Source organism: Mangrovimonas aestuarii (assembly GCF_028767185.1).
GTDB lineage: Bacteria > Bacteroidota > Bacteroidia > Flavobacteriales > Flavobacteriaceae > Mangrovimonas_B > Mangrovimonas_B aestuarii.
Genome location: NZ_JARACK010000004.1, coordinates 42494 through 67390, shown reverse-complemented (window position 1 = coordinate 67390; position 24897 = coordinate 42494). Strand labels below are relative to the sequence as shown.

The following is a 24897-nucleotide window of genomic DNA, read 5'->3' as shown; positions in this document are numbered from 1 at the left end:
CTGAATATCACTAACACATTATGAAGCCTGTTTCTTACGTATTTTCTGTTCCCACTTCCAAGCGGAGAACATAGCGTCATCCAATGTAAACTTGGACTTCCACCCCAATTCTTCATTTGCGTAAGTTGTATCAGCATAAGCAGCCACAACATCTCCAGGTCGTCTATCAGCTATTCTATAATTTAGTTTTTCTCCAGTAACACGTTCAAAAGATTCTATTACTTCCAATACAGAACTACCTTTTCCAGTCCCCAAATTAAACACTTCATAATTTGCCTTGTTATCTTCCTTCAACAAACGCTGAAGGGCAACAACATGTGCTTTAGCTAAATCAACCACATGAATGTAATCACGAATACAAGTACCATCTTCTGTAGGGTAATCATTTCCAAACACAGCCAATTGCTCACGAATACCTATGGCAGTTTGGGTTATAAATGGTACAAGGTTTTGAGGAACTCCAATAGGAAGCTCTCCAATATTCGCTGTCTCATGCGCTCCAACCGGATTGAAATAACGCAAAGAAATTGCATTTAAATGATCAATAACGTTACAACTATCCTTTATAATCTCCTCCCCTATTTGTTTGGTGTTTCCATAAGGCGACTCAGCTGGTTTTACAGGGGCATCTTCTTTAATTGGCAATACATCAGCTTGCCCATAAACAGTACAAGATGAGCTAAAAATGAAATTAGCGCGCTTCAACTGTTTTAGCTCCTGAAGCACGTAAACTAATGTATTGATATTGTTCTCATAATACAGTAGTGGATTCTCAACACTTTCCCCAACTGCCTTACTAGCCGCAAAGTGTATTACTCCTTCTAAATCATTATGCTCCCTGAAAAAAGATTGAACTGCAAACTTATCTCTAAGATCAAGTTTTTCAAACACAGGTTCCTTTCCAGTGATTGAAGTGATGCCTTCCAATACCTGAATTGATGAATTTGAAAGATTATCGATGATTACGACTTCAAACCCTTCATTTTGCAATTCTACAACTGTATGCGACCCGATAAAGCCGAGACCTCCTGTTACTAATACTTTCATTGAATATCTTCTAATACGTAATTAAGAACTCTATTTAAATCAATATGGTCCGGATTAAAGACCAAACCTTTACGAAGCAATTTTTCAGACATTTCTAAATTCAACTTACCATAATAATATCTACCAGCTGAAAGATAAACTTCACAAAACATCTCAGGTGAAACCTGAACATTAGGATTTACTTTATAAACCCCCTCCATTTTTTTCAAATAATCATTAGCCTTGGTGATATTATGCTTTTTAAAATTGAACTGAGCCCATCTTGCATAAATCAATATTTTCATTGTGTTCATAACAACATTGCCTTCTAAAAAGGGGTATACTTTAAAATACTCATCCACTTTTCCCAAAGAACTTTCAGAAAGCGGTAAAAGTGCAACCTTTTTTTGCACACTCCACACTATAAGTTCTCTTGCATTTTTATTATCATCATCGATTTTCAAAACACCATTAGCATACTTTATAGCCTTATCTAAATTATTATTTCTAGCATAATGTTGACTTACAAATAAATTAATGTACTCTAAGGCAATATTCTTAACTCGACTTTCTTTTATGCTTGAAAAGCGCTGTAAAACCCCATCTAAAAATTCAACATCATTACTATCGTTATTAGCTATTTTATATAAAAGCCCCTTTAAATTATCTTCGGTATAATCTTTTTTGAACTCTAGAACATCCAGTGACTTGATTAAAAAAGCAACATCCTCTATGTTATCATATTCTTTTTGAACAACTAACAAATAAAGCACTTCCTTTGTCAAATATTCACTCAACTCAGTTGTGTAAAAAAACTTGGCCTTTTCAAGGTTAAAATATCCTTCTTCATAATCTTCTTCTGCAATTGCAAAAACAGCTCTATTATAATATTGGGCACCTATCAAATTTTTTAGACTCAAGTAATTTTCATCAAAATAATACTCCTGATAGGTTTGAGAATACCCTTTTGCAGATAGTTCATCAATAGAAACAAGTTTCATTGCCACAAGCTCATCAACAATTTCCCTAATAGTATCTTCTTCAGGAATATAAAAACCATATTCTCCCGGAACTGTTGTTTCCAAATAGATATCGTAGACATTTGGATAAGCAATGATATAGACATGACCTGGTTCCTCTTTTATTGTATATGGGATATTTATCTTTTCAAAAACATAAGCATATAAAGCCGAGGCTGTCACACAGTTATAGTGACCTAATTCGAAGATATCTGTAAAGTAAGCTTCGAGAGTGTATTTTTTAAAGAAGGTTTCGTGAATAATATCGTAAATCTCCTTGATTCTCTTTTTCTCTTTTTTCCCTTTTTTTTGCTTTTCTAATGGTAGGATATTAATAACTGAATTAATTCTGCTAGAATACTTTTCAATTCTTTTCAATGTACAGGAACTATCAATTACAGTCAACCCTGCTATGTAATCTATATTAATTGAATCCCTGACACTATTAAGGAAAAACTCTTTCTCAAGATTAGAAACAAATCTCAAATCCAAGGAATCTGTTTGCGCCGACAAATTAAGAGTTAAAAAAAATAGACCTAAAGCTAATTTACTTAACATTCACAAACGCTTTTACGTGTGTTGCAATAAAATCAATCTGCTCATCATCCAATTCAGTGTGCATTGGCAGAGAGATCACTTGTTTAACAATTTGATTGGTTACAGTAAAATCAGCTTCATTGTAACGTTCATCTTTATATGCCTTTTGAGCATGTAACGGTATGGGATAATAAACACCACAAGGAATACCGTTGTCGTTTAAGTGTTTTACCAAACCGTCACGATCTACACTAGCGTCCAACGTTAAAGTATATTGATGGAACACATGATTATCTTCAGCTCCATTACGGTAGGGAGTAGTGATTTTTGCTTCATCTTTAAAAGCAGCATCGTATTTATTTGCCGCCTCAATACGTTTTTGGTTATAACCATCAAGTTTTGGCAATTTTGCATTTAGCACAGCAGCCTGAACAGAATCCAATCTGGAATTCACTCCCACCACATCATGATGGTAGCGCTCATACATTCCATGGTTAACTATTCCACGAATAGTGTGAGCCAAATCATCATCGTTCGTAAAAATGGCACCACCATCTCCATAACATCCTAAATTTTTGGACGGAAAAAATGAAGTAGCTCCCACATGACCAATAGTTCCTGCTTTAGCTTTTGTTCCGTTACTATAAGTATAATTAGCACCAATTGCCTGGGCATTATCTTCAATCACATAAAGATTATGCTCTTTAGCAATTTCCATAATGGCTTCCATATTGGCACACTGTCCAAATAAATGCACAGGAACTATCGCTTTTGTTTTTGGTGTAATGGCACGTTTTACAGCTTCTAAATCTATGTTGAATGTATCTGGTTCAACATCGACCAAAACAGGCGTTAACTGCAATAACGCAATCACCTCAACAGTTGCCGCGAAGGTAAAGTCGGCAGTGATTACTTCATCACCTGGTTGAAGCCCTAATCCCATCATGGCAATCTGTAGGGCATCTGTTCCGTTGGCACATGGAATAACATGTTTTACTCCTAAATAATCTTCCAGTCCCTTTTGAAGCTTATGCACTTCGGGACCATTAATATATGCTGAAGATTCCAACACTTCTTGGATGGAATTGTTTACAGCTTCTTTTATCTCTTGATACTGACCGTTAAGGTCAACCATTTGTATTTTTCTCATAAGCCACGAAATTACAAAATTCGGCGACTACAGCCAATGAATTTTACGAAAGAACCGTACTTTAGCAACAAAGAAACTGGTTTGAATATTATTTATAATATAGGCATTCAGCTTACTCAATTAACCCTGAAAATCATTGGGTTATTTAATCATAAAATCCGCTTAGGCGTTAAAGGCAGGAAAGAGACATTTAGTAAACTCAAGGCTACAATTCAAGCTAATGACAAAACACTTTGGTTTCACTGTGCTTCTTTGGGAGAATATGAACAAGGACTTCCCGTTTTCGAGGAATTAAGAAAAGATTATCCTAACCATAAAGTAATCATTTCGTTTTTCTCTCCCTCGGGTTATGAAGTGAGAAAAAACAGTCCCATTGCTGATGTAGTGGTCTATCTGCCATTAGATACACAAAAAAATGCCAAACGCTTTTTAGATCTCATTAAACCGGAACTCACCATTTTTGTAAAATATGAAATTTGGCCTAATGTGCTCAATGAACTTAAAAAGCAGAATCGTAAGGCTATTTTGATTTCTGCATTATTTAGAAAGGATCAGATCTTTTTTAAATGGTATGGCGACCAGTTCCGCAAAGCTTTATTTGCATTTGAACATATATTTACCCAGGACGAAGCCTCGGTAAAATTATTAAAAACCATTGAATATAACCAAGTAACGCTTAGCGGCGATACAAGGTTTGATCGCGTATCAAATCAATTGCTTCAAAATAACACTTTAGAATTTATAGAACAATTCAAACAGGATTCTCTGTGTGTGGTCGTAGGGAGTTCGTGGCCAGAAGACGAAGAAGTTTTAGTGCCGTACATTAATGAGTCTTCACATAAAAACGTGAAATACATTATTGCTCCTCATAATATAAAGACTAATCAAATAGATAAACTAAAGCAAAGTATTACAATGCCTGTAGTTTGTTATTCAGAACTTGACGGCAAAAACATTTCTGAATACCAAGTTCTCATTTTAAACACTATCGGATTACTTACCAAAGTATATAATTATGCCGATATAGCTTATGTTGGGGGTGCAATGGGCAGTACAGGGCTACACAACACCCTTGAGGCAGCTGTATTTGGCGTACCAATTATTATTGGCCAACATTACACCAAATTTCCTGAAGCAGCTCAAATGATTTCCAAAGGAGGAATGACTTCTATTTCAAACAAAATAGAAGCCAAAAACACTTTAAACCAACTTATAGATAATAAGATACTTAGAGATAAATCAGGCAAAAAAAACAACCTCTACATAAAAGAAAATCGTGGCGCCGTAATCCAAATACTAGACTTTATTCGTAAATAAAAGTAAACCGCTATGTAGTAAATAATTTGTTAATTTTTTTAACGAAATTCTTGTTAAATTATAAAATTAGTTATTACATTCGTGTTCATTAAAAATTAACACTAAAACTTGAACCAATGAAAAAATTCGTAATGAGCGCTGCTTTATTATTAGCTCTTGGCGCATCAATCACATCTTGTAGAGACACTAAAAAAGCCGAAGACGCTGTAGAAAATGCTCAAGATGCTGCAGGTGAAGCTATGGACGATGCAGCTGATGCTGTAGACCATGCTGCCGATGCTACCGGAGAAGCTATGGAAGACGCTGCTAATGCTGTTGAAGAAACTGCAGACGAAGCTATGGAAGATGCAGGTGAAGCTATGGAAGATGCAGGTGAAGCTGTAGAGGATGCTGCTGATAAAGCCGTAGAAACAACTGAAGAAATGACAAAGGACGCTAAAGAAGCTGCAAAAAAGAACATGACTGAAATGGAAAACAACCACTAAGTCTTTTTCTTTTATTAAAATAAAAAAAGCCAAGGCCAATAGCCTTGGCTTTTTTTATGACATTAATCTAAATTATAACTTAAAAAACTTTAATTACCTTTATCCATATAACCTTCTATTAATAAGATATTAGAGAAACAAACTAATCAAAATGAAATCGCTGTTAATCACCCTCCTATTCCTAACCACAACTCTTCTTTTTGGTCAAGACACCTATTTGCATTGCGGAAAATTAATAGACGTAAAAAAGGGTAAAGTACTAAATGAAATGACCATTGTTGTCAGTGGAAACACAATTACCCAAGTAAGCTCAGGATATCTCATCCCTAAAAATGAAAACGATAAAATTGTAGACCTTAAAGACAAAACTGTGATGCCTGGACTGATTGATATGCACGTTCATATAGAAACAGAATACAATGTTAATAGCTATACAGAAAGATTTACATTAAACGAAGCGGATATCGCTTTTAAAAGTGTAAATCACGCTAAGGCAACACTAATGGCTGGATTTACAACCGTGAGGGATTTGGGAGGGTCTGGAGTAAACAACTCCATTAGAAACGCAATAAACCAAGGATCGATTATTGGGCCTCGAATTTATTCTGCAGGCAAGGCCATTGCTACAACTGGCGGTCATGCAGACCCTACCAATGGATGGAAACACGACGTTCTTGAAAACCCAGGACCTGAAAAAGGTGTTGTAAACGGGGTTGACGAATGCCAAGAAGCCGTAAGACAACAATATAAAAATGGAGCCGACTGTATTAAAATTACGGCTACAGGTGGCGTGTTAAGTGTTGCCAAAAACGGATCCAATCCACAGTTTACTCTCGAAGAAATAAAAGCCATTTGCAATACAGCTCATGACTATGATATGATTGTAGCAGCCCACGCCCATGGAGACGAAGGAATGCAAAGAGCTATTCTGGGAGGGGTTACCACCATAGAGCATGGTACCATGATGAGTGAAGAAACTATGGAGCTGATGAAAAAGCACAATGTTTACCTCGTTCCAACCATATGCGCTGGAAAAGAAGTAACCAAGAATGCAAAAATTAAAGGCTTTTACCCCGATGTGGTAGTTCCTAAGGCTTTGGAAGTAGGTCCTAGAATTCAAGGTACATTTGGCAAGGCCTATAAAAAAGGGGTAAAGATTGCTTTTGGAACGGATGCTGGTGTTTTTCCCCATGGCGACAATGGAAAAGAATTCAACTACATGGCAGAAGCTGGAATGCCTGAAATGGAAATAATTCAATCCGCAACAATCACCAATGCTACGGTTTTGAAAAATGATCAAATAGGAAGTATTGAAGTTGGTATGCTAGCTGATATAATAGCTGTAGATGGAGACCCTATCAATGATATAACAGCAATGACCAAAGTGATTTTTGTCATGAAAGACGGCGTGGTATACAAATCCATAACTCTTTAACACTACGCACTATTTAAAATCTAAATAATTTGCAGGGTGAATTAGTTCGTATAATATAAATCGAATCGACCATCTGTAATGTTGATTGATTTCACGGCCGTAGTTACTAGAATAAACAAAATCGATTCGAGGACAGACTACAATAGTTTCTGAAGCAACAAATCCATATCTATCAATACGATACTGCAAACTCCTGTAACAATAATAAACTTAAGGATGTTATGAAGGATTAAAAACTGCATTTTAGTTGACGAACGCCAAAGCATCGCTAAAAAGACAAGTAGCAAAACCACACTCAAATAGAAAAAATAAACCATATCCCCAACATTATACCTAAACATAAGTAGGTAAGTTGGAATCAAGGTTAGTAGTGTTAGTACTGTCAGCATTACTTTTGATGTTCGTTCACCATATACAATAGGTATGGTTTTATAGTTTAATGCCAAATCTCCCTTAATATTCTCCAAATCCTTGGTAAGCTCACGCATAGCAATGATTAAAAACAGAAAGGTAGCATGTACAAAAATGACACTCTCAAAGTTTTTGTAATACACAAAGAGGGCAAAGAAAGGCGCTATCGTTAAAACAGCTGAAGTAAGATTACCTATAATAGGAAGTTTTTTTAGCTTATGCGAATAAAACCAAATAGCGAAGATGTACACCGAAAAGAAAACCACTGCGCGAAACGACACATAACTAGCAAAGATTACCGCCAGAAAGTTGAGCACGAAATAGAACGAGAGCTTAGTGTTCTGACTCACCAACCTATCGAGCATTGACTTTCGTGGACGGTTAATCAAATCCTTTTCGGAATCGTAAAAGTTATTGATAATATAGCCCCCAGCAATGGTTGCTGCCGATGCCATGACCAACATAAACAGATTTAGATCGAGCACCACTTTTCGCCAAGGCTTATCGTGAGCTAATATAAAAACAGCTGTAACATATTGCGCCAAAACAAGCACAAGAATATTATACCCCCGAATTACAGAAAACATACTAAAAAACTTCAGTAAGACAAGTTTCTGTTTTCTATCGAGCATATAAATCAATTAAAAAGAATTTTCGGGAATTGCCCTTTAAAGTTGGTTTAACTAGAAATTGTAAACCACTTCCAATTTATGGTCTTTAAGAGCTTCTTTGGCTTTTTCAAAATCCTCGGTAAAACCAAGAATGTAACCACCACCACCAGAACCACACAGTTTTAGGTAGTAGTCGTTAGTTTCAAGACCCTTTTTCCACAGTTCGTGAAACTGTTTAGGAATCATAGGCTTAAAGTGGTTCAGCACCACTTTGGAAAGTTGCTTGGTATTAGAGAACAAGTTTTTCACATCACCCTTTAAGAAAGCATCTACACAGGCATCGGTATGTTTTATAAACTGATCTTTAATCATATTTCTAAACCCTTCCTGCTTCATGTTCTCCATAAAGATGCTTACCATTGGAGCAGTTTCTCCAATTATACCACTGTCCAGTAAAAACACAGCTCCTTTCCCATCTGTTTTTTGTGAAGGGATACCAGTTGCCTCAATATTGTCTTTGGAGTTGATTAAGATTGGTAAACTCAAATAACTGTTCAAAGGATCCAAACCTGAAGATTTCCCATGGAAAAACGACTCCATTTCGGAGAAAATCGCCTTTAAGGTCAATAGTTTTTCACGGGTCAAGTTTTCAAGAACGGTTATTTTATTCTGGGCGTATTTGTCGTAAATAGCAGCAACCAAGGCGCCACTACTTCCAACACCATATCCCTGAGGGATAGATGAGTCGAAATACATTCCAGCATCAACATCACCTTGCAATTGATCAAAATCAAAAGTAACCAAATCAGTACTCAAGGTTCTTAAATGATCTACAAATCCTTTTAATGCATTGTTGGACGCCACGGCTTCCTTACCGGAATTACCGTTCATCTTCAACGCTCCATTGTAAAAATTATAAGGAATAGACAACCCTTTCGAGTCTTTAATGATACCATATTCCCCGAAGAGTAGAATTTTTGAGTAGAAAAGAGGTCCTTTCATTTTGAATGAAAATTAATATTGCAAAACTAATGTCTTTCTATATACTAAGATAGTCAGAATAATCTAAAAACTGCCAATCATCAGCAAATATAACCTTTTAAACCAGAGGATTCGCTCCAAATCCAATTTGATCGCAAATATATTGTCCATTTTGACAATAGGCAACTAATTCACTTTCAATAAACTTCAGCACTTCATCTTTTTCAGCTTTCGGATAAAGTACATGCACATTGGCACCAGCATCTAAAGTAAAGCACACCTTTGAGCCCGTCTCTCTTCTAAATGACCAGATTTTATTGATTATCTCCAATGTATTTGGCTTCATCAAAATGAAATACGGCATACTGGTCATCATCATAGCGTGAAGGGTTAACGCCTCACTTTCCACAATTTCAATGAAAGTATCTAAATCTCCTTCTTTAAAAGCAGTTATTAATTTATTCAGATTAGCATGTGCTTGTTCAAAACGTTGCTCTGCAAACGGATGGTTATGCATTAAATTGTGCCCAACACTACTGCTCACTTGTTTTTCACCTTTATCAACCAACAAAATAGTGTCCTGATATTCTTTAAACACCTCATCTACCTGATAAGGGTATTTTATACCATAAAGATCACTACTACCTTCAATCTGCTGATGCGTCCCCCAAACTATTAAATCACCTTCCAAACTACGACAAGCACTACCAGACCCCAATCTCGCTAAAAAAGACGCTTTTTGAATAAAGTGTTCTTGCGACATATCGTTCGCCATTTGCTTTTCCAAGCTCATTAGGCAAAGTGCCAAAGCACTCATACCACTGGCCGATGAGGCAATCCCTGAGCTATGAGGAAAAGTATTGTTTGTCTCTATGGTAAAATGATAATCCTTAAGAAAAGGCAAATACGCTTCTATTCGACCAAAAAAAGCTTCAATTTTCGGTTTAAAAGCTTCATTCGATTTTCCCTCGAAAATTACATCGAATGAAAACTCTTCACCTGATTCATTTCTCTTTTCGGCTTTTATAATGGTTTCCGTTCTACAGGAATCCAACGTAAAGCTAATAGAAGGATTTGCCGGTATCTGGTGGTCTTTCTTTCCCCAGTATTTTACTAAGGCTATATTACTTGGTGAAGCCCATCCAAACTGTGCGCTCTCAATGGTTTTGGAATAAGGCTTTGAGATAAACTCTTGAACAATCATGAACTTGCTATAAATCTTGGCACAAAGATAACAACTTCGTCATGGTTTTATAATTTCTTGAGGTTGCATTTACCTTCAATTTTTTCTCGAAGAAATTGTTATTTGCCTTAGCCCTGCCATACCCTGCTGCCGAAAACAAATACACACATTGTAGTGTTACTACAAACTCTTCTTCTGGGAATTCTATTTCTTGTAGATTTTGAATCCGAGTTTCTTCTGGCTGTTTATGCAATATTGTAAAATAACTTTTCTCCATTTTTTCTTGAGGAAAAGGACAGTTATCGATTACGGTTTGTATCTCCTCAGGCTGCTTAACAATTACCTCCACATCATATCCAAAACGTTCCTTAATTACAGAAACAATATGATTTTCCAATTTGCTTACCTCAACTTTAAAGTGCTTGAAAATAACATTCCCCGTTTGGATATAGGTTTTCACTTGTTCTAATCCCGATTTGGTGAGTGCCTCTCTTAATTCTGCCATTGGAAGTTTCTTTTGACCTCCCACATTTATTCCTCGGATTAAAGCGATGTAATTTGGCATGCTTAGAAGTTTTGTTTGTTACTTAGTTATGATCATCTTAACCTGCAATATGCTTAGCAGCCATAAAAGCTCCTGTCCATGCGTTTTGGAAGTTAAAGCCTCCTGTTACTGCATCGATATTCAACACCTCGCCCGCTAAATAGAGACTATCATGAAGTTTACTTTGGAAGGTTTTAAAATTGATTTCCCGTAAATCAACTCCCCCTGCTGTAACAAACTCTTCCTTGAACGTACTTTTCCCATCAACATTAAAAACAGCCTGTGTCAACTGATTAGTCAATGCCTGAAGTTCAGTTTTGGTTAAATCTGCCCAACGTCTACCCTCTGGTATATCTGCAGCTTTTATAAGTTGCCACCACAAGCGTTTAGGTAAATTAAACTGATGCGACTTAAGAACAGTCTTCTTTGCCAAGTCCTGTTTAAGTGATTTCAAGCTTTCCAAGCACACTTCATTGGACATTCCTATAAAGTTGATTTCTATATGAAACTCATAATTAAGCTTTGCTAATTCCAATGCTCCAAATGCTGATAATTTTAAAATGGATGGCGCACTCAATCCCCAATGGGTGACCAATAATGGTCCAGTAGACTCCAAGTCTGTTCCCAACACTTTCACCTCTACCTGCTGCACAACAACACCAGGAATATCCTTTAACCTATCATCCTTAATGTTAAACGTAAACAGCGATGGTACTGGAGGAACAATGGAATGCCCTAGTTTTTCCAAAAGCTTCCAAACTTTCGGGCTACTCCCCGTAGCTATCATCAACTTATTGCACATAAAATCACCTTGACTTGAATTGATCAACCATGCTTCATTTTCTTTCGCAACCGACTTTACTGCATGACTTGTAAGCACATCAATTTCCAATCGTTTGGTTTCGTTTATAAAACAATCTATAATGGTTTGGGAAGAGTCAGAAACCGGAAACATTCTACCATCCTCTTCTATTTTAAGAGTAACGCCTCGTTCTTCAAACCAAGCAATGGTATCGCCTGTCATAAAACTATGGAAAGGCCCCAATAATTCCTTTTCACCTCTAGGATAATATCTCACCAATTCCTGTGGAATAAATTCTGCATGCGTAACATTACAGCGTCCGCCACCGGAGACCTTTACTTTGGTGAGTACCTCTTTGCTCTTTTCCAAAACAGCAATCTTAAGCTTAGGATTGTTTTCGCAAATATTTATTGCACCAAAGAAACCCGCTGCACCACCTCCTATAACTATAACATCGTAATGTTGCATTTAGGGTTGTTTTGAAAGTGGACGCATTAATCCTTCTTGGGCTACAGATGCTACCAGCACTCCATCACGAGTAAAAATGTTTCCTTTGGCAAAACCTCTTGCGTTTGAAGCATTTGGGGTTTCTATTGAAAACAACAGCCAATCATCGAAATCGAAATCTCTGAAATACCACATGGAATGATCTAAGCTGGCCATTTGTGTATTACCGTAATGCGCTTTGGAAGCATGAGGCTGTAAAGCAGTGGTTAGAATATTATAATCGGAAATATAGGTAAGGATTTGTTGCTTTAAAGGCAAAGTTAATTCTGAAACATCTCCCTTTAACTTAAACCAAACATTTGTAAACGGCGGCAAATCCTTTTTCTCCAACGGATTCACAATTGTAGTTGGCTTGAATTCTATTGGACGATTAATCTCTAAAAACGATTTAGTTACATCTGGTAACATCTTACCATATTGATTTAACAAATCTGTCCAACTCAATAATTCTTCGGGTTTCTTCACCGAAGCATCCATTTGTATTTGATGATTATAGCCGGGTTCATCTTTATGGAACGATGCTGCCAAGATAAAAATGGACTTCCCATTTTGGCTTGCCAACACCCTACGGGTTGAAAAGCTACCCCCGTCACGTACATCGTCAACCTGATAATTTATTGGCTCGTTTAGATGACCTGCTTCCAAAAAATAAGCATGTGTTGAGTGCAACGTACGCCCATTGTCAATGGTTTTATAAGCAGCATTCAAAGCTTGCGCCAAGACCTGTCCGCCAAAAACATTTGGACTTCCAACAGGTTGGTTTGCTCCTTTAAACAGATTTTTCTCTATTGATTGAAGATCTAAATGCTCTAAGAGCTCGTTTACACTAGTCATACAAATGGCTTTTAAATGCAAATATCCTAAAAATAATTGACCAAGATTAAACTACGAACTGCAAGACAACATAGAACATCCCACTTTATGTCTTGCCCATTCGGGACGTTTGGCAAACCACTTTTCCTGTTCTGGCTGCTCATCATAAGGTTTTTTGAGCAACTCGAACAACTCACCAATCAAACTGTAATCACCTTCATCTGCTTTATCAATAGCCATTTGCGCCATATAGTTTCGCAACACATACTTAGGATTCACCAGATTCATTCTTTCCATGCGCTGCTCATCACTTATAATTTCTTCGTTCAGCCGCTGTTTATAATTAATGAACCAATCTCTCCATTTTTCAAGCACACCACCTTTCAGTTCATCTGGTTTATAAAAAGGATCCTTTATGATATTTAAAAATGAGGAATCACTTTCGTCCTCTAGAATTGTATCAACTTTTTTGAACTCACTAAGTTTTCTAAAGAAAATGGTCATATCGGTTTCAGATAGGTGAAGCACATCTTCTAAATCCCTTATCAATTTACCATCGTCACTCAATTCCTGTTCCAATCCCAATTTAGAACGCATCATTTTCAAAGAGTGCTTTTCAAAATCGTTCTTATAGGAATCCAAAGCGGCTTCCAAAGGTTTCGCATCTTCGATAAGCGGATACAGTGCATTTGCCAACTGGTATAAATTCCACAAACCGATGTTGGGCTGATTCCCATATCTGTAACGCTTGTGCTGACTATCCGTAGTATTGGGTGTCCAGCTAAAATCGAAACCTTCCAACCAACCATATGGCCCATAATCTATCGTCAACCCTAAAATGGACATATTATCTGTATTCATCACCCCATGAACAAAACCAACCCGTTGCCAATGAACAATCATTTCCAATGTACGATCTACCACTTCCTTAAAGAATGCAGCATAGGCTTCTTTTGAAGGCGCCCCCAAATGGGGATAGAAATGTTTAAGTGTATAATCGACAAGTATTTTAAGATTTTTCACATCGTTTCGGGCTGCAAAAATCTCGTAATTACCAAAGCGTAAAAAAGTTGGTGATACGCGACATACAACAGCACCTTTCTCGTAAGCGGGATTACCATCGTACATAACGTCCCTTAGTACTTTATCTCCCGTCAATGCCAAAGACAAGGCTCGTGTAGTAGGCACACCGAGATAGTACATTGCCTCACTGCATAAGTACTCTCGAATGGATGAACGTAAAACAGCAAAACCATCTCCTTGACGAGAATAAGGTGTCTCGCCAGCGCCTTTTAGCTGAAGCGCCCATCGTTTTCCCTCATGCAAAACTTCAGCTAAGTTAATGGCTCGACCGTCACCCAACTGCCCTGCCCAATGACCAAACTGATGTCCACCATAGCACATGGCATAAGGCTTTGTCCCTTCAATTACTTGGTTTCCGCTAAATACATTCAAAAACTCTTGCGACTTCAATTTATCTTCATCGATTCCCAAATTAGCAGCCATAGCGCTTGAAACATGAAGCAATTCCGGATTAGAGGTTTGCTTCGGTGTTGCATACGAAAAACAAGCCTCGTCCACCTGCCGCCTGGTATTTTCTTCAATTGGATCTGCAGGAAGTTCTGTGTTAAATGTATCGTTTATATTGAGTTTCATAGTCTTTCGGTTGTTGAAACGCGTATTCTTTAATTTAGGCATTCTTTTGCAAAGATGGGGCTTTACTATGGATAAAAAGGAATTAGCAATAAGGAGAGCACTCTGTTCGAGGTGCCTTTTTTGTTTCCAGAACTCTCAATGACATGTCATGCTGAGGCACGCAGTGCCGTGAGCATATGTTCAAAGGAGTTTAGTACGTACTTCTATTTTCTCCCGCTTACGCTAGTGAAAGATCCTCACTTCGGGCTGTTGCCCTCCTCAGGATGACAGTTTGATGTATGTGTCTTTGTCAGACATTTGATGTTTTTAACTTATCGGCATACATGTTTCGCAGTTTTCTCAATTTAGGATCGATTACCGCCATGCAATAGGGCTTGTTTGGGTCTTTCAAATAATAATCCTGATGGTAATCTTCTGCCTCAAAAAACTCCCTTATCGGACTAATCTCCGTAACTATAGTTTTTTCAAAATAGGGCTGCAAAGCTTTAATAACGCCTTCTGCAATCTCTTTTTGCTGCTCGTCATGGTAAAAAATCACCGATCGGTACTGGGTACCAAAATCCGCACCTTGGGAGTTTAATGTGGTTGGATTATGGCTCGTCATAAAAATCACCAACAAATCCTGATAGGAAATCACTTCGGGATCGAACTCTATCTGCACCACCTCGGCATGCCCGGTTAAACCAGAACAGATCTCCCTATAGGTAGGTTTACCAGGAACAGTTCCCCCAGAATAACCGGAAACCACTTTATGAACACCCTTTAGCTGCTGAAAAATGGCTTCGGTACACCAAAAGCATCCTCCCCCAAAAGTTGCTTTTTGAAAATCACTCATCATCGCCCCCTTCCTTTTCAATGGTAATCGACTCTGAATTCACGCAATACCTCAACCCACTTGGTGGAGGACCATCGGGAAACACATGCCCCAAATGCGCATCGCACACATTGCACATCACCTCAACCCTTATCATACCATAGGAGGTGTCTTTTTTATACTTTATAGCATTTAGTTGAATGGGCTGCGTAAAGCTGGGCCAACCAGAACCCGATTCAAACTTAATGGTTGAGTCGAACAGCAAACTATTGCAACAAACACATTTATACTTCCCAGCATCGTGAGTAGAACACAAGGCTCCCGAATGAGGTGCTTCCGTCCCCTTTAAACGGGTTATCCTGAATTGATCAGGAGTCAGTTGCGCCTGCCATTCGGCTTCGGTTTTTTCTACCCTACGATCTGGTTCAGGGTTTCCATTCACACTAAAATTAATGACGTCTTTCCAGCTTAACATAGTCTGTTTCCTTTCTTTGTAAAATTAAAAAAGATGCCTTAACGATAAAAGACATCTTTTCATTGAACTCACGAAAGTGGTCGTATAGTAGTACTTTAACTTACATGAGCACAGTACAAAACAACTAATTAATCAACTAGTATTTTAAACTCCCAAGGTTTCAGGGTGATACTATCTTCCTTAAACTCTATTTTTTTATCAACCAAGAAGTCCTTGAACTTTCCGGGAAGCACATTTGTAAAACTTTGTTCTTCTGCCGAAATATTCCCAACAAAAGTTACGGTTTGCCCGTTCTTATTTCTTTTAAACACTAATACATTAGGGTTATCAAATTCAACAGTTTTATAATCGGCGGCCTGCTTTCCTCCATTTAGGGCAACATTCTCCAACTTAAGTTCTGCCAATTTCATCAACAACTCCCATTCCTCTCCTTTGGTTTTTGGAATACTGTCCTTTTCAAAGAACTTTAAACGGTGATCTAAACCGTATTCCTGTCCAGAATAAATTAATGGCATACCCGGAGTCATATAAGCAAGCGCTGTCATCAATTCGGAAGCATCACCCAAACGCTCATCAACAGTACCTGCCCAAGAATTCTCGTCATGGTTGGTCACAAAGTTCATAATAATGGCATGACCGGGATACATGCTATCTAATTCAACCATTAATTTGTTCCAATCTGCAACCGTATTTTTTCCTTGAGCCATATGGTTCATCATATGATGGCTTCGCCATCCGTAAACCATATCGAATAAATCATCCTTTAAAAATCTTGGCTTATCAGACTCTGCCAACATAAACAGCTCTTTTTTCTGTTCTAAAGTACCGATGGCTTCTTCCCAAAACTCGATTGGAGTAGGATCGACATGGTCACATCTAAATCCATCAACATCCTCCTCGGCTACCCAATACATCATATCGTTTATCATTGCCTTTCTCAATTCCGGATTGGAATAATCCAACTGAGCCACATCACCCCAACCTTTTGATGTCCCATCTTCATTCAACGGATCTGTAATCTCCCCGTCATTATTTTTTACAAAATAATCTGGATGCTCGGTTAACCAATGATGATCCCAACCTGTATGGTTAGGCACCCAATCTAAAATCACGTACATCCCGTTATCATGAGCGGTTTTCACCAATTCACGAAAATCCTCAATAGTTCCGTACTCTGGATTGATTTTAGTATAATCCGAAACAGCATAATAACTGCCCAAGTACTTGCTTTGTTCACTTTCTGGCATTTCAGAAACATACTTACTGTCGTCTCCTCCTGTTGCCTTACGTTTGGTTTCTGAAATCGGGAATACCGGCATTAGCCAAATGATTTTTACACCTAATTCTTTTAGCTGCGGAATATCTTTGGTAAACGCATCGAATGTTCCTTCTTGGGAATACTGCCTGATGTTTGCCTCGTAAATAATTCCGGATTCCATGATAGCATCGCTCACGGGGGCTATAGTTTCTTTAGGAGCTTGCTCAACAGGAGAAGCCACAACAGCTTCCTGTTTTTGGTCTTTACACCCCGATAAAATTGCAGCTAGCGCCAAACAGCTTATAATTGATTTTCTCATGTATTACTTTTTTAACTTAAATAATATATTTTTTTGGTTATTGGTTTTCCATGTTGTTTTCGCTGTAACGGTTTTGTCTGCACTATTCCAAACAGCATCAACCGACTTTCCGTCTACTTTTATATTTTTCGGTTCCTTTTCAAGGTTATGAACGACCAATGTAATCGTCTTCGTCTCTACCGAATACGCTTTGCCTAACTCAGCATTATATTCAATCTGTAATTTGTTTTTATCAAGATTGGCAGTAAACTGCAACAGTTCATATTGTCTATTTTCATAAGCATTATTGGTAATCCCATCATCGTTATACAACTCGTACTCAGATGAACTTACTTGATCGTCTAAATAATAGTGGAGTACCAAATCTTTTCCGTTGTATTCTTTGGTCGACTGCATTGGTTTAGCCATAGGAACAAAGCTTCCTCCTCTTACAAAAGTTGGAATGTGGTTTTCATTAACCTTTACACTATGAGTGCTTCCTGCACGATATTGCTCTCCCGAATAAAAATCGAACCAATTTGAAGGCTTAGGGAAATACACTTCTTTCTCTTTAACCCCAGACTTTAAAATTGGTGCAACAAGGATATCATCTCCCCACAAATAAGCCGCAGAATACGTCAACAAATTTTCATTGCTTGGTTCATCAAAAAACAACGGACGCATCAAAGGCTTTCCTTTTTTGTTATTCTGAAAGCTCAAATTGTAATTATATGGCAGCAACTGATAACGCAATTCAATAGCCTGTTTCGCTAAAGATTTTGCCCAATTACTTCGGAATACCGGCTCACTTGCAACTTCCTCTTGAGCATGCGGTCTGTATATGGGTTGAAACACCCCATATTGCAACCAACGCACGTAAAGTTCATCATCTAGATTGGCTCCTGCAAACCCTCCCAAATCGGAATGCATAAACCCTATGCCCTGCATTCCCATTTGCAACGCTATTTCAGGTTGGCTTTGCAATCCACCCCAAGTTCGGTTTACATCACCCGACCAAGGCACCATTCCATATCGCTGTGACCCTGAATAGCCGGCACGCATAAGGATAAATGGACGTTGATTGGGGCTTATCTCATGAAAAGACTCGTAAACCAACTTTGCCCAATCATGCCCATAAATATTATGAACCTCATCTGCAGTACCTGTGGCATGAATTAATTTCGATGGATGTACTTCGGGCTCCCCCAAGTCTCCCCAAATGCCAGTTACTCCCTTTTGGTATAAATCTGTGTAAACATCCTTAAACCAAGCATTGCCCTTTTTGCTATAAATATCTATAAGCCCCGTATTTCCAAAATAGAAATCGTAAGTAAAGGGATTGCCTATTGAATCTTTTGCTATCACATCCTTTTCTACCACTTCACCCCATCTGTTGGATGTTTTTAAGACAAAAGGTTCAGTAATTAAAATGGTTTCTACATTGTTATCACGAAGCTCCTTGATCATTTTGTTAGGTGACGGAAAAGAGTCCTTAAAAAACTTTAAGTTGCCCATAGTTCCCTTCACTTCTTTTCCAAACCAATACAAATCCAAAATAATGGCATCCACGGGAATACTGTCCTTTTTAAAGTTGGCGATAGTCCCAAGGGTTTCCTGTTGTGAATGGTAGCCAAATCGACTTGAAAAATTCCCCATAGCCCAACGTGGCAACATGGGCTGCTTTCCGGTCAAATCTGTATAGTTATCCATGATATCCATCCAAGAATCACCTACCACAATTTGATAGGTTTTACGACCTGAAATGGTTTCGTATGTTAAGGTATTATCTTTACGGCTATCTAAATCCAAAAATCCTATTGGCGCATTATCAAAATGAACCAAATACTGATTTGACGACACCATAATCGGCATGGTATAATTCATCAGTTCACTATGGGTTTCATAACCATAATGTGCTCTATTGTACAGTTGTAATCGGTATCCTCTTCTGTTCATTCCCAAAGCTCTTGCTCCCCCACCATACAAAACTTCATCCTTAGTTAGGTTAAACTGAATGGTCTCCAAGCTGTCGTTTTTGATATACCCTCCCTTTTCGGAAATCACTAAATCATCATTACGGTAATAGGAAATCTGAAAAGGCTGCTTTTGAATTTTTACATACAAGTCTTCAGTACCGTAAATAATGTTGTCATCATGCTTTGACAATTTTGCATTCGAAACAGTTTCTTTTAAAACCACCGCATGCGAATTGGGGTTAAAGGACTCTTCCTTGGGAATAAATGAGGTTTCTATTATCTCTGAAGTGTAGAAATTAATACGATACTCACCATCATTCACCGTTACAGACAGCACACCATCACCTGTTACTTTTGCCTCCTTAAAGATTCTTGAAGGGTTTTGAGCCAACAACAGTTGACTGCTAAGACATAATATTAATACTATTAGTTTTTTCATTTATTCTTTGCTCAGTAAAAAAGTAAACGGAACATCCAATCGTTTGTTCCATGAGTTCTCCGAATGGTCCTGACCTTCAAACTTTAGATTTCTAAAATTTTCTTGAGTGTATCCCTTTTCCTTGAAGATACTATCAACCTCATCCGCATATTGTGGATAATATGCATCGAGCGTTTGGGTTCCATAATCAAAATAGAACTTGTGGTTTTTAGGAGACGGTAAATTTGCTCGCATATAATCGAATATCGCTTGAGGCACAGGATTATCATCTTTTGGCATTATGCCTGGCCAATGGGTAGAAATGCAAGCTGCACCACCAAACACCTTTGGATATTCTGATATGGCATACATAGAAATAAGCCCACCCATACTAGAACCGGCAACAAAAGTATTCTGCTCATCGGCTATGGTAGCATAGTGAGAATCAACAAAAGGCTTCAGTTCTTCAACAAGAAACTTCAGGTAATTATCGGCATGAAACGCTACTTTAAACTTATCATTGCCTGACTTTTTAATGGAGTCCTTATCTTTTTCAGAAAGATAACTAAAGGCTTTCTCTGGGAAATAATCCTGCCAACGGATTTCGGAAATGTTCCAAATCCCCACTACGATAAAGTTTTTTACTTTTTGCTCTTTCATTAATCGTGAAGCTATCTCGTCGATCTTCCATTCCTGATGGTTCCAGGTCGAGGTACTGTCAAACAACATTTGACCATCGTGCATATAGAGTACCGCATATTTTTTTGTCTCGGAATAATTATCGGGCAACCAAACATCAACATGTCTTGGCTGGACATACTTTGATGGAAATTTTTCTATGCGATTTAGAGTTCCATGGGAAAGGTGTGCATTGACAGTTTCAGTAATGATATCCACTACTTTTTCTTGTGATAGTCCAATTGCTTTCTTGTCGTTTTTACAAGAAAGCATAAGAGCAGAAAACAAACAGAATGTGATAACCCTTATCATAATTTTGTTGTCATTAGCGTTACACCTCTTTCTTTTAGAGTGATTTTATCACTCCACTGGAAATCATCTCCTGAGATAATATTTTTCAAAGTCTTTCCTTTTAAGCCTATTTCCTCGTATCGGTTAAGGTCTAAAGTTATAGGCTCTTTATTTTTATTCAGAATTAAAACAACCACTTCATCATCCAAAATTCGAAACAAAATGTATGTTCCATTAAGTGGTGAAAAATGAACTGTTTTACCTTTATGAATAGCTTTACTGTTCTTTCTGAAGCTCAATAAAGACTTGAGAAATTCCTGAAACTCTTTCTGATTACCCGACAATCCTTTTCCAGTAAATCCATTTATGGTATCTCCGTTCCAACCTCCAGGGAAATCAGTTCGAATCAAACCATGGTCATTAGGTTTTTCCGAATTATCAATCAGCACCTCTGTACCATAATATATTTGAGGAATTCGAGGCAATGTCATTATATAAGCCAATGCCATTTTAGTATTGGTCACATCTTCATTTAACTGAGTAAAAATGCGATCCATATCGTGATTATCTGGAAACAGCATAATGTTTTCCGGTGAAGTATAAGCGAAATCGTTTGCCAATCCCTCGTACATTTTCACCAACCCTTTACCCCACACTCCTTCTTCGTTTAATGCCTCAACAATGGCTCTTTGCATTGGGAAATCCATAGTAGATTTTAAGTTAGACACATACTCTTCCTTGTTAGGCGTACCCTCTTGCCAATATCTCACCAAAAGAGGATTTAAACTCCACTCTTCCCCAACGATATTGAAATTTGGGTATTCCTTCATAATCGTTCCAGCCCATTCACTCATAAATTCCTTATCTGGATAAGGGTAAGTATCCTGTCGAATACCATCCAATTGTAATGTTTCAATCCACCAAATATTGTTTTGAATGATGTACTTGGCCATAAACGGATTTCTCTGATTAAGATCTGGCATGGTTGACACAAACCACCCTTGGTTCATCTCCTCCTCATCATATTGAGCAGCGTACAAATCCTGATTTACGGTACGGCGATGATTGGAGTTTTTTACAGCTTTACCATTTTCATAAGCCTGCTGTTGATTAACCCAATCGTCAAAAGGTAAATCGTTCATCCACCAATGGTAACTACCACAATGATTGGCTACCATATCCATGATTAATTTCATGTCTTTTCGATGGATTTTATCAGCTAATTCTTTGTAGTCATCCAATGTTCCAAATCGAGAATCAACCTGATAATAATCGGTAATGGCATAGCCGTGATAGGATGCTTCGGGCATGTCGTTAGTCAACAAGGGCGTTGGCCAAATGGTGGTAAATCCCATCTGCTCGATATAATCCAAGTGATCTATTATTCCTTTTATATCCCCACCATGACGTGCATAATCGTCTTGCCTGTTTATAGACTTTTCACGAAGAGACGTATCCACATCATTAGAAGGATCTCCGTTTACAAAACGATCTGGAGTAATCAAGTAAATAACATCAGAACTGTTGAAGCCTTCAAAATCGTCAGCGGCTTTGGCTCTAGCTTTTAATTGATATGTATGAGTTTTAGTCTTTCCCTTTTTAGACTTAAAAACAATATCAAAACTTCCCGGTCTTGCATCCTTTTCGATATTCAAATCAATAAAAAGATAATTGGGACTTTTGGCTTTGTGTACCTTTTCAATTGAAACACCTTTGTAATCAATATGCGGCTCGTATGCTGAAATACCATCAACCTTCACTAATAACTGCAAGTGAGATTCCTTAAACCCCACCCACCAATTAGGCGGTTCAAACCGTTCTACTTGAGAAAAAGTTTCTGCGGACAAAAACAGTATCATTAAAGCCAAAAATCGATTCATTCCTTTATATTTTAACCGAAGTGTGAGGAGATACCTTTACCTCATCCCCATTGACCTTAATGTTTAAATTCGTATCTCCATCTAATTCAAATTCGGTTTCGTTTTGAGAAACATTAACCTTTAAAATTTGGTTTCTAAAGTTTACCTTAAATGAATAAGCCTCCCATTGTTTAGGTATTTTAGGTTCAAAAGACAATTTACCTCCCTTAACACGCATACCTCCAAAACCTTCAACAATACTCATCCAAGTTCCTGCCATAGAAGTAATATGCAGCCCTTCCTCTACCTCTTTATTGTAATCGTCCAGATCCAATCGTGATGTCCTTAAATAAAACTGATAGGCCTGTTCCATGCGTTCAAGTTTTGCCGCTTGTATACTATGCACACAAGGAGACAATGAACTTTCGTGAACCGTAAATGGTTCATAAAAATCAAAATGACGTTCCAGTTCGTCCGTTGTAAAACGGTCTTCAAAGAAATAGAAGCCTTGAAGCGTATCGGCTTGTTTTATGTAAGGTGACCTAAGGATTCTGTCCCAAGACCAATATTGATTGATAGGACGCTGTGATTGATCTAAATCCTTGACTGTTATCAACTCCTTATCCAAAAAGCCATCTTGCTGTAAGTAAACATTATGTTTTTCAGAATATGGAAAATACATATTATCTGCAACTTCTTTCCATTTTGCAATTTCTGCCTTAGAAAGCTTTGCCTTATTCATGATTCTGGTATAATCCGACTCATAATCTTTCTCAATAAGGTCTATATTTTCAATGGCATAGTTAATAGACCATTGTGCTATATAATTGGTATACCAGTTATTGTTTATATTGTTTTCGTATTCATTAGGTCCAGTTACTCCAAGAATAACATACTTATTTTTTACTGTGGAATAGGTAGCACGTTGATGCCAAAAACGGGCAATACCAATTAATACTTCCAAACCTTTTTCTGGAATGTAACTGTAATCGTTGGTAAAACGATGATAGTTATAAATTGCGAATGCAATGGCTCCGTTACGATGGATTTCCTCAAAAGTAATCTCCCATTCGTTATGGCATTCCTCACCATTCATTGTCACCATAGGATACAATGCCGCACCATTTGAAAACCCTAATTTTTCCGCGTTTTCTATGGCTTTTCCTAACTGATTGTAACGATAGGTCAAAAGGTTTCTCGCCACCTGCTGATCTTTGGTAGCCATGTAAAATGGAATACAATAGGCTTCGGTATCCCAATAGGTACTCCCTCCATATTTTTCTCCAGTGAACCCTTTTGGACCAATATTAAGCCCTGGATCTTTACCTGAATAGGTCTGGTTTAACTGGAAGATATTGAACCGTATAGCCTGTTGCGCTTTTACATCTCCTGTAATGGTAATATCCGCCATATCCCAAATTGCCTTCCAATCTTCTTTTTGCTTTTTCAGCAACTCATCAAAACCTAATTCAATTGCTTTTTCCAAAACACTTTTTGCTGCAGCAACCAATTGATTTTTATCGTGATTTCGATCTACTGTGTACCCTCCATACTTATGAATAGCGAACGACTGGTTTTTGGGAATGTTTTGGCTATAAGCCATACTCACTTTGAAAGGGTCTTGAGTAATTTCAGGCTTTAGACTTAATTGCTTGCTATCAAGAAAACACTGGGACTGCATAAAGGTACAGGTATGAAACTCTGTTTTCATAGTATGGGCTTCTAAGAAAGCTTGTTCTCCATCGGTAGAAGCTTTGGTAACATTCCAAAACTGGTCATCCCAGTTGCTATCCTCATTTTTAATACCGCCATCAATATATGTCGAATATGTAATGCTTACGTCTTTATTCAATGGTGTTACACTAAACTGAATAGCGCCAAGCTCATCCAGTTCCAAACTTAAAAAGCGTTTGGCTTCCACTTTTAGCTCAACACCGTTTTTAAGAGTAGCATGAAAGCTTCTTCCCAACCAGCCTTCTTTCATATTCAATTCCCTGCGGAAGCTTTCTACTGCCTTGCATGCATTCAAATCCAAATATTCACCATCAATGCTCACATTTATGCCTATCCAATTAGGTGCATTGAGGACTTTAGCAAAGTATTCTGGGTAGCCATTTTTCCACCAACCAACTCTGGTTTTATCGGGGTAATAGACCCCACCGATATAGCTTCCTTGAAAAGTTGACCCAGAATAGTGTTCTTCAAAATTGGCACGTTGCCCCATGGCGCCATTACCTATACTCATTAAACTCTCTGTCGATTTAACACGTTGGGCATCAAAACCCTCTTCAATAATCGACCAACTATCCGGTTTAATATAATCTTGATTCATTGTTCTTTAAAATAAGAGGAA

The 24897-nt window shown here is 37.8% G+C and carries 20 protein-coding genes; 3 read left to right on the top strand and 17 right to left on the bottom strand.

Annotated features, from left to right (window positions below; all coding sequences use genetic code 11):
* Window positions 1-18: 18 nt before the first annotated feature.
* Genes galE through PWU04_RS06435 form a run of 3 tightly spaced genes read right to left on the bottom strand, consistent with a single transcriptional unit; the run spans window position 19 to window position 3732 of the window.
* Entirely contained in the window at window positions 19-1047 is a 1029-nt protein-coding gene (gene galE / locus PWU04_RS06445) for a UDP-glucose 4-epimerase GalE (protein WP_274475108.1), read from the bottom strand.
* Window positions 1044-2603 carry a hypothetical protein gene (locus PWU04_RS06440; RefSeq protein WP_274475106.1) on the bottom strand — a complete coding sequence of 520 codons (1560 nt, stop codon included), beginning with the start codon at window positions 2601-2603 and terminating at the stop codon, window positions 1044-1046. Before PWU04_RS06440 ends, galE begins: the two co-directional genes overlap by 4 nt.
* Window positions 2593-3732 (bottom strand): DegT/DnrJ/EryC1/StrS family aminotransferase, encoded by a 1140-nt coding sequence (locus tag PWU04_RS06435; RefSeq protein ID WP_274475104.1) that lies wholly within the window; start codon window positions 3730-3732, stop codon window positions 2593-2595. Before PWU04_RS06435 ends, PWU04_RS06440 begins: the two co-directional genes overlap by 11 nt.
* Before the next feature lie 36 nt (window positions 3733-3768).
* Here PWU04_RS06435 and PWU04_RS06430 point away from each other — a divergent pair, with 36 nt between their 5' ends.
* From PWU04_RS06430 to PWU04_RS06420, 3 genes are all read left to right on the top strand, one after another.
* The gene (locus tag PWU04_RS06430; RefSeq protein WP_274475103.1) at window positions 3769-5049 is read left to right on the top strand and encodes a 3-deoxy-D-manno-octulosonic acid transferase; all 1281 of its coding nucleotides are present in this window, start codon (window positions 3769-3771) and stop codon (window positions 5047-5049) included.
* Window positions 5050-5165: 116 nt separating this feature from the next.
* Entirely contained in the window at window positions 5166-5534 is a 369-nt protein-coding gene (locus PWU04_RS06425; RefSeq protein ID WP_274475102.1) for a hypothetical protein, read from the top strand.
* Window positions 5535-5685: 151 nt separating this feature from the next.
* Entirely contained in the window at window positions 5686-6969 is a 1284-nt protein-coding gene (locus tag PWU04_RS06420) for an amidohydrolase family protein (RefSeq protein ID WP_274475101.1), read from the top strand.
* Between the two features lie 137 nt (window positions 6970-7106).
* Here the strand turns inward: PWU04_RS06420 and PWU04_RS06415 are convergent, their stop codons facing one another.
* The 14 genes from PWU04_RS06415 to PWU04_RS06350 form a co-directional block, all read right to left on the bottom strand.
* A complete protein-coding gene (locus tag PWU04_RS06415) occupies window positions 7107-8012 on the bottom strand; it encodes a geranylgeranylglycerol-phosphate geranylgeranyltransferase (RefSeq protein WP_274475100.1) in 906 nt (301 codons plus the stop codon).
* Window positions 8013-8063: 51 nt separating this feature from the next.
* Window positions 8064-8993, bottom strand: a complete 930-nt coding sequence (locus tag PWU04_RS06410; RefSeq protein ID WP_274475099.1) for a mevalonate kinase family protein — start codon at window positions 8991-8993, stop codon at window positions 8064-8066.
* A gap of 97 nt (window positions 8994-9090) precedes the next feature.
* Window positions 9091-10176, bottom strand: a complete 1086-nt coding sequence (locus tag PWU04_RS06405) for a diphosphomevalonate/mevalonate 3,5-bisphosphate decarboxylase family protein (RefSeq protein WP_274475098.1) — start codon at window positions 10174-10176, stop codon at window positions 9091-9093.
* A 7-nt stretch (window positions 10177-10183) separates the two neighbouring features.
* A complete protein-coding gene (locus PWU04_RS06400; RefSeq protein ID WP_274475096.1) occupies window positions 10184-10720 on the bottom strand; it encodes a DUF1697 domain-containing protein in 537 nt (178 codons plus the stop codon).
* Between the two features lie 37 nt (window positions 10721-10757).
* Window positions 10758-11969: a BaiN/RdsA family NAD(P)/FAD-dependent oxidoreductase gene (locus tag PWU04_RS06395; protein WP_274475095.1), complete on the bottom strand. Its 1212-nt coding sequence runs from the start codon at window positions 11967-11969 to the stop codon at window positions 10758-10760.
* On the bottom strand, window positions 11970-12842 hold the full coding sequence (locus PWU04_RS06390) for an acyl-CoA thioesterase (protein WP_274475094.1): 873 nt from the start codon (window positions 12840-12842) through the stop codon (window positions 11970-11972).
* A gap of 51 nt (window positions 12843-12893) precedes the next feature.
* Window positions 12894-14477 (bottom strand): protein adenylyltransferase SelO, encoded by a 1584-nt coding sequence (locus PWU04_RS06385; RefSeq protein ID WP_274475093.1) that lies wholly within the window; start codon window positions 14475-14477, stop codon window positions 12894-12896.
* Between the two features lie 289 nt (window positions 14478-14766).
* The gene (gene msrA / locus PWU04_RS06380; RefSeq protein WP_274475374.1) at window positions 14767-15312 is read right to left on the bottom strand and encodes a peptide-methionine (S)-S-oxide reductase MsrA; all 546 of its coding nucleotides are present in this window, start codon (window positions 15310-15312) and stop codon (window positions 14767-14769) included.
* On the bottom strand, window positions 15305-15766 hold the full coding sequence (gene msrB / locus PWU04_RS06375; RefSeq protein ID WP_274475090.1) for a peptide-methionine (R)-S-oxide reductase MsrB: 462 nt from the start codon (window positions 15764-15766) through the stop codon (window positions 15305-15307). Before msrB ends, msrA begins: the two co-directional genes overlap by 8 nt.
* Before the next feature lie 128 nt (window positions 15767-15894).
* Window positions 15895-17343 carry an alpha-amylase family glycosyl hydrolase gene (locus PWU04_RS06370; protein WP_274475089.1) on the bottom strand — a complete coding sequence of 483 codons (1449 nt, stop codon included), beginning with the start codon at window positions 17341-17343 and terminating at the stop codon, window positions 15895-15897.
* A 3-nt stretch (window positions 17344-17346) separates the two neighbouring features.
* Window positions 17347-19737, bottom strand: a complete 2391-nt coding sequence (locus PWU04_RS06365; protein WP_274475087.1) for a glycoside hydrolase family 31 protein — start codon at window positions 19735-19737, stop codon at window positions 17347-17349.
* Window positions 19738-20706 (bottom strand): alpha/beta hydrolase, encoded by a 969-nt coding sequence (locus tag PWU04_RS06360; protein ID WP_274475085.1) that lies wholly within the window; start codon window positions 20704-20706, stop codon window positions 19738-19740.
* Window positions 20703-22565: a glycoside hydrolase family 13 protein gene (locus PWU04_RS06355; protein ID WP_274475084.1), complete on the bottom strand. Its 1863-nt coding sequence runs from the start codon at window positions 22563-22565 to the stop codon at window positions 20703-20705. The genes PWU04_RS06360 and PWU04_RS06355 overlap by 4 nt, the downstream gene beginning before the upstream one ends.
* Window positions 22566-22569: 4 nt before the next feature.
* A complete protein-coding gene (locus tag PWU04_RS06350; protein WP_274475082.1) occupies window positions 22570-24876 on the bottom strand; it encodes a glycoside hydrolase family 65 protein in 2307 nt (768 codons plus the stop codon).
* Between the last annotated feature and the right edge of the window lie 21 nt (window positions 24877-24897).

Excerpts from the sequence above, each read along its gene's own strand:
- galE (WP_274475108.1), bottom strand. The coding sequence starts at position 1,047 with ATGAAAGTATTAGTAACAGGAGGTCTCGGCTTTATCGGGTCGCATACA.
- PWU04_RS06440 (WP_274475106.1), bottom strand. The coding sequence starts at position 2,603 with ATGTTAAGTAAATTAGCTTTAGGTCTATTTTTTTTAACTCTTAATTTG.
- PWU04_RS06435 (WP_274475104.1), bottom strand. The coding sequence starts at position 3,732 with ATGAGAAAAATACAAATGGTTGACCTTAACGGTCAGTATCAAGAGATA.
- PWU04_RS06430 (WP_274475103.1), top strand. The coding sequence starts at position 3,769 with ATGAATTTTACGAAAGAACCGTACTTTAGCAACAAAGAAACTGGTTTG.
- PWU04_RS06425 (WP_274475102.1), top strand. The coding sequence starts at position 5,166 with ATGAAAAAATTCGTAATGAGCGCTGCTTTATTATTAGCTCTTGGCGCA.
- PWU04_RS06420 (WP_274475101.1), top strand. The coding sequence starts at position 5,686 with ATGAAATCGCTGTTAATCACCCTCCTATTCCTAACCACAACTCTTCTT.
- PWU04_RS06415 (WP_274475100.1), bottom strand. The coding sequence starts at position 8,012 with ATGCTCGATAGAAAACAGAAACTTGTCTTACTGAAGTTTTTTAGTATG.
- PWU04_RS06410 (WP_274475099.1), bottom strand. The coding sequence starts at position 8,993 with ATGAAAGGACCTCTTTTCTACTCAAAAATTCTACTCTTCGGGGAATAT.
- PWU04_RS06405 (WP_274475098.1), bottom strand. The coding sequence starts at position 10,176 with ATGATTGTTCAAGAGTTTATCTCAAAGCCTTATTCCAAAACCATTGAG.
- PWU04_RS06400 (WP_274475096.1), bottom strand. The coding sequence starts at position 10,720 with ATGCCAAATTACATCGCTTTAATCCGAGGAATAAATGTGGGAGGTCAA.
- PWU04_RS06395 (WP_274475095.1), bottom strand. The coding sequence starts at position 11,969 with ATGCAACATTACGATGTTATAGTTATAGGAGGTGGTGCAGCGGGTTTC.
- PWU04_RS06390 (WP_274475094.1), bottom strand. The coding sequence starts at position 12,842 with ATGACTAGTGTAAACGAGCTCTTAGAGCATTTAGATCTTCAATCAATA.
- PWU04_RS06385 (WP_274475093.1), bottom strand. The coding sequence starts at position 14,477 with ATGAAACTCAATATAAACGATACATTTAACACAGAACTTCCTGCAGAT.
- msrA (WP_274475374.1), bottom strand. The coding sequence starts at position 15,312 with ATGAGTGATTTTCAAAAAGCAACTTTTGGGGGAGGATGCTTTTGGTGT.
- msrB (WP_274475090.1), bottom strand. The coding sequence starts at position 15,766 with ATGTTAAGCTGGAAAGACGTCATTAATTTTAGTGTGAATGGAAACCCT.
- PWU04_RS06370 (WP_274475089.1), bottom strand. The coding sequence starts at position 17,343 with ATGAGAAAATCAATTATAAGCTGTTTGGCGCTAGCTGCAATTTTATCG.
- PWU04_RS06365 (WP_274475087.1), bottom strand. The coding sequence starts at position 19,737 with ATGAAAAAACTAATAGTATTAATATTATGTCTTAGCAGTCAACTGTTG.
- PWU04_RS06360 (WP_274475085.1), bottom strand. The coding sequence starts at position 20,706 with ATGATAAGGGTTATCACATTCTGTTTGTTTTCTGCTCTTATGCTTTCT.
- PWU04_RS06355 (WP_274475084.1), bottom strand. The coding sequence starts at position 22,565 with ATGAATCGATTTTTGGCTTTAATGATACTGTTTTTGTCCGCAGAAACT.
- PWU04_RS06350 (WP_274475082.1), bottom strand. The coding sequence starts at position 24,876 with ATGAATCAAGATTATATTAAACCGGATAGTTGGTCGATTATTGAAGAG.